Genomic DNA, 4445 nt, shown 5'->3' on the forward strand with positions numbered 1-4445 from the left:
CCGTAGGTCGTGTCCGCCAGGGCCCGCCTGCCCCGCGACGGCCGGCACCGCACCTCGCCGCGGGGCCCGCCCTTCGGGGGGCCGGCGCTCCTTTGCGGACACGACCTCGGAAGGAGCCGGGCCCCGGAGGAGGCCGGACCTACCCCTGCCCGACCGAGCGGCGCGACCGCCGCACGGCGGCCACGCCCAGCGCCCCGAGCGCCGCCGCACCGGCCGCGGCCCCCGCCGTCACCGGCAGGCCGCCGTCAGAACCCGCGGCGGCCGGCCCGGCGTCGGCGTAGCCACCCGCCATGCCCGCCTCGGCATAGCCGGAGCCGGGGAGCTTGTCCCCGTACGCCTTGACGACCCGCGCGCGGTAGGCGCCGAGCGTCGTGCCCCCCGCGCCCACGGCGCGTACGGCGTCCTCGTCCAGTGGGAGCACCCTGCTGCCCCCGGCCACGTACCAGGCGTCGATCTGCGGCTCCCGGAACACCGTCCCGCCGGGCAGTTCCGCCGCGCCCAGCTGCGCGTAGCGGAACTCGTCGTCCCCGGTGGCGATGTTCACGACCGCCCAGCCGGCTTCCGTCCGGGCGCTCCACAGCGCGGCCTGCTGCCCATCGGAGGAAACGGCCTTGCCGGCGAGGAATTCCAGGCGGGCGACGGGCGCGCCGGCTCTGCCCGCGACGAACTCCGGGGAGAGATGGTTGACCGGTATCACCTCGCCCTCGATCCGGGGCTGGGCGGCCGTGAGGGAGACCTTGCCCTCCCGGGCGAAGAAGCGGGAGAGGGTGGCCAGGGTGTCGGGGGCGGTGGCCGCCCGCGCGGCGGCGGCCTTGTCCTCGGCGGTGGCGGTTCGGGGCTGCGGCACCGGACCCGCGGGGGTCGCGGCGGCCCGCGGGGCGAGGCCGAGGAGGGCGGTGGCGGCGAGGACCGCGGCGGCGGTGGCGCGCAGGGTCATGGCGGTCACGCCCCGATCCGGTAGAGGGAGTGCGTCCAGGAGAAGGTGCCGTTGTTGACGTACCAGGCGTGCGAGGCCCAGTTGTAGCGGTCGCTGGAGGGCCAGGGGTCGCCCCAGTGGACCCAGTTGCTGGCGGTGTCGTACCCGTGGACGACGTGCATGTGGCCGCCGCCGCTGGACCACTGGATGCGGGTCTCGATGGGCCGGTCGGCGTTGATCTCGGTCTGGACGGTGGAGTACTGGAGCCAGCCGTTGACGTACGAGCCGGGGTTGATGCCCGCCCAGCGCAGGCCGGTCTGGACGTTGCCGAGGGTGGCCTGGTTGTTGGGGCATTCGCTGCCCTGCTGGCGGTTGAAGGCGGCGTTGCAGAACTGGTTCTGGCTGTAGTTCCGGCCGAACCAGGTGGCGATGGTGTTGCCGCCGGCGGCCCAGCACCAGTTCGTCTTCGTCTGGGCCTGCATGGTGATGTTCAGGCGCTTGGCGGCGAGGGCGGAGTCGGCGCCGGCCCCGGCCCCGGCCCCGGCAGCGGCGGCGGTGCCGGTGCCGGTGCCGAGGGGCAGGGCGAACAGCAGGGCGGTGAGTACGGCGGTGAGGCAGGCGGCTGGGGAATGCCGCCGGTTTCGGTTGCGCATCGCGTTCCTCCCGGTGTGGGGTGTGGGGGGTTGGAGGAGCGCGTCCGGACGCTGTTCAGGAGCATCAGGGAGTTGTCGCGATCAGGTCAACAGGCTTCAATACGCGATGACATTGCTGTGTGAACGGTGGGGCTGCGGTGTGAACGGTTGCTGCCGTGTCACCTGGTCTCCCGGAGCCACCGCCGGATCCCCCGCGCCGGCCCGTGTGAACGTTCACGAAGGAGTCGCCATGCGACCGACCGAGGACACGGCGGAACTCGGCCAGTTGCTGCGCGGCGGCCCGTTCCACCTCGCGCTGCGCGCAGCCCTCGCCGCGCGCGGACTGCCCCTGCACCGGGTGCAGCACCGGCTCGCCGCGCAGGGCATCGAAGTGGGTGTGACCAGCCTCAGTTACTGGCAGCAGGGCGCCCGGCGGCCGCGTCACCCGGAGTCACTGCGGGCGGTCACCGCCCTGGAGCGGATCCTGGAACTGCCCGACGGCGCCCTCCTGCGCCTGCTGGCCGCCCAGGATCCCGGCCGCGGGTCCGCGCGCCCGCCCACCCGCTCCTACCGGGCGCTGTTCAGCATGGGCGGGACGGTGGAGCGGCTCCTGGACGGGATGGACCTCCCGCCGGACGGCGGGCTGCACTCGGTGGGCCACCACGAGCGGGTCCGCATCGGCCCGGCGGGCGAACTGCGGGTCCGCGAGTCGCAGCAGATCGTCCGGGCGCACCGCGACGGCGTCGACCGCTACCTCGCCGTCCACCACGGCGACCCCGGGTGCGACGGGTCCCGGATGCGCGTGACGGCGTACGAGAACTGCCGCACGGGCCGGGTGCGGTGCCACCCGGAGTCCGGGGTGGTGGTCGCGGAGCTGCTCTTCGACGCGCGGCTGCGGCGCGGGGACACCCACGTCTTCGGCTACGCGGTCGAGGACGGCACCGGAGCCCGCAGCGGCGAGTACGTCCGCGGGTTCAGCTACGCCGGCGGCCAGTACATGCTCCAGGTCGGCTTCGACGCGGCGGCCCTGCCGGTGCGCTGCCGGCGCTTCGCCCGGGGCGGTCCCGAGGCCCCGCGCACCGGCCTCGTGGACCTGACGCCCAGCGGCCGGCACCGGGCGGTGCATCTGGTGGAGCAGTCGGTGCGGCGCGGGATCCTCGGGATCGCCTGGGACTGGGACTGAGGTCCGGCCGCGGTCCCGGGAGCGGACGCGGGTCAGCCCGCGACGAGCTTGCCGTTCTCGGCCCGGACCGGGACCGCGGGCAGCGGGGTGGCGGCCGGACCGCGCAGGACCTTGCCGGTCTTCACGTCGAAGCGGCTGCCGTGGCAGGGGCAGTTCCCCTCACCCTCGACGATCTTGTCCAGGACGCAGCCGGCATGCGTGCACTGGGCGCTGAAGGCCTTGTACTCGCCCTCCGCCGGGCAGCTGACGAGCAGCTTTTCCTGCCGGTACAGCTTCGCCCCGCCCACCGGGACGTCGGCCGCGGCGCCCAGGTCCACCGGCGCGGTGGGGGTGGCGGGGGTGTTGCCTGCGCTGTCGGTCTCGGTGGAGCAGGCCGCGAGGGCCACCCCGGCGCCCGTGGCCCCGGCGAGCGCGGCGGCGCCCTTGAGGACGGTACGGCGGGCGGGCGACTGCGGCGCGGGCATGCGGTTCTCCTGAGCTACGGGACGGGGCACGGGTCCGTGGGGAAGGCGTACGGGGGCGGGCTGCGGGGGCGGGCGCGGGCCGGAACCCGGCCCGGGCACCGGCCCACCCGACGATACCCCCGTCCCATGAGGTAACTTCCCCCGCGTGATCGTCGTCGGCGGAGAAGCCCTCATCGACCTGGTGCCCGTCGCCCGGCCGCCCGGGGCGCTGCTGCCCCGGCCGGGCGGCGGACCGTACAACACCGCGCTCGCGCTCGGGCGGCTCGGCGCCGAGGTGGCGTTCTGCTCCCGAGTCTCCTCGGACGGCTTCGGCGAGAGTCTGCTGGCCGGGCTGCGGGACGCCGGGGTGGACCTGTCGCTGGTCCAGCGCGGACCGGAGCCGACCACGCTCGCCGTGCCCTCGCTGGCCCCGGACGGCTCGGCCTCGTACGGCTTCTACGTCGAGGGCACGGCGGACCGGCTGTTCACGCTGCCGCCCGCCCTGCCCGACGGGGTACGGGCCCTCGCGCTCGGCACCTGTTCGCTGGCCCTGGAACCAGGTGCGAGCGCGTACGAGGCCTTGCTCCGCCGGGAGTCCCGGCGCGGGGTGCTGACCCTGTTGGACCCCAACATCCGGCCGGCACTGATAGCGGACCCCGCTGGATACCGCGCGCGTTTCCTGGAGCGGCTGCTGCCGCACACGAGCGTCCTCAAGCTGTCGGAGGAGGACGCGGCCTGGCTGGGCGGCCGGGTCGAGGACTGGCTGGCTGTGGGGCCCTCCGCGGTGGTGCTGACCCGCGGCGCGGCGGGCCTGACGGTCCGGACGCGGGAGGGCGGGGAGTACTCGGCGGCGGCCCGTCCGGTGGCAGTGGTGGACACGATCGGCGCGGGCGACACCGTCAACGCGGCCCTGCTGCACCGGCTCACCATCGCGCCGGGCGGCCCGGTGGACTGGCCGGAGGTCCTGGCCCACGCCGCCCACGCGGCGGCCCTGACCTGCACCCGGGCGGGCGCGGAGCCGCCGTACGCGGCGGAACTCTGACGGGGCGGCTCGGATCGGCTCGGCTCGCATCGGCGCCGCCCACACGGTACGGCCCACGGCCGGGGCGAACTCCTCGACGGGCTGGACCGCGTGCGCCCCGGAGAAGTGCAGGAAGAAGGCCCGCCGGAAGCAGGCGCCGAGCAGCAGGGCCGCGGCGGCCCGCGGATCGGCGTCCGGTCGCAGCCGCCCCGCGTCGAGCTCGCGCCGCAGTCGCCCGGCCGGCGCGTCC

General features: G+C 75.5%; 5 protein-coding genes. 2 read left to right on the top strand and 3 right to left on the bottom strand.

Features of this window, described 5'->3' with window-relative positions:
* Window positions 1-139: 139 nt before the first annotated feature.
* Together ACWGIU_RS30675 and ACWGIU_RS30680 are read right to left on the bottom strand one after the other, a co-directional pair.
* On the bottom strand, window positions 140-946 hold the full coding sequence (locus tag ACWGIU_RS30675) for a hypothetical protein (RefSeq protein ID WP_453711264.1): 807 nt from the start codon (window positions 944-946) through the stop codon (window positions 140-142).
* A complete protein-coding gene (locus tag ACWGIU_RS30680; protein WP_453711266.1) occupies window positions 943-1569 on the bottom strand; it encodes a papain-like cysteine protease family protein in 627 nt (208 codons plus the stop codon). The genes ACWGIU_RS30675 and ACWGIU_RS30680 overlap by 4 nt, the downstream gene beginning before the upstream one ends.
* A gap of 229 nt (window positions 1570-1798) precedes the next feature.
* On the opposite strand from ACWGIU_RS30680, the gene ACWGIU_RS30685 reads away from it, so the two are divergent.
* The gene (locus tag ACWGIU_RS30685; RefSeq protein WP_453711268.1) at window positions 1799-2731 is read left to right on the top strand and encodes a hypothetical protein; all 933 of its coding nucleotides are present in this window, start codon (window positions 1799-1801) and stop codon (window positions 2729-2731) included.
* A 32-nt stretch (window positions 2732-2763) separates the two neighbouring features.
* On the opposite strand, the gene ACWGIU_RS30690 is transcribed toward ACWGIU_RS30685, so the two are convergent.
* On the bottom strand, window positions 2764-3195 hold the full coding sequence (locus ACWGIU_RS30690; RefSeq protein WP_453711270.1) for a Rieske (2Fe-2S) protein: 432 nt from the start codon (window positions 3193-3195) through the stop codon (window positions 2764-2766).
* A gap of 145 nt (window positions 3196-3340) precedes the next feature.
* On the opposite strand from ACWGIU_RS30690, the gene ACWGIU_RS30695 reads away from it, so the two are divergent.
* A complete protein-coding gene (locus tag ACWGIU_RS30695; protein WP_453711272.1) occupies window positions 3341-4216 on the top strand; it encodes a carbohydrate kinase family protein in 876 nt (291 codons plus the stop codon).
* Window positions 4217-4445 lie beyond the last annotated feature (229 nt).

The sequence above is a fragment of the Streptomyces sp. NPDC054840 genome (assembly GCF_053611065.1).

What these genes read in the sequence shown, in the direction of transcription:
- ACWGIU_RS30680 (WP_453711266.1), bottom strand. Translation starts at nt 1,569, where the DNA reads ATGCGCAACCGAAACCGGCGGCATTCCCCAGCCGCCTGCCTCACCGCC.
- ACWGIU_RS30690 (WP_453711270.1), bottom strand. Translation starts at nt 3,195, where the DNA reads ATGCCCGCGCCGCAGTCGCCCGCCCGCCGTACCGTCCTCAAGGGCGCC.
- ACWGIU_RS30685 (WP_453711268.1), top strand. Translation starts at nt 1,799, where the DNA reads ATGCGACCGACCGAGGACACGGCGGAACTCGGCCAGTTGCTGCGCGGC.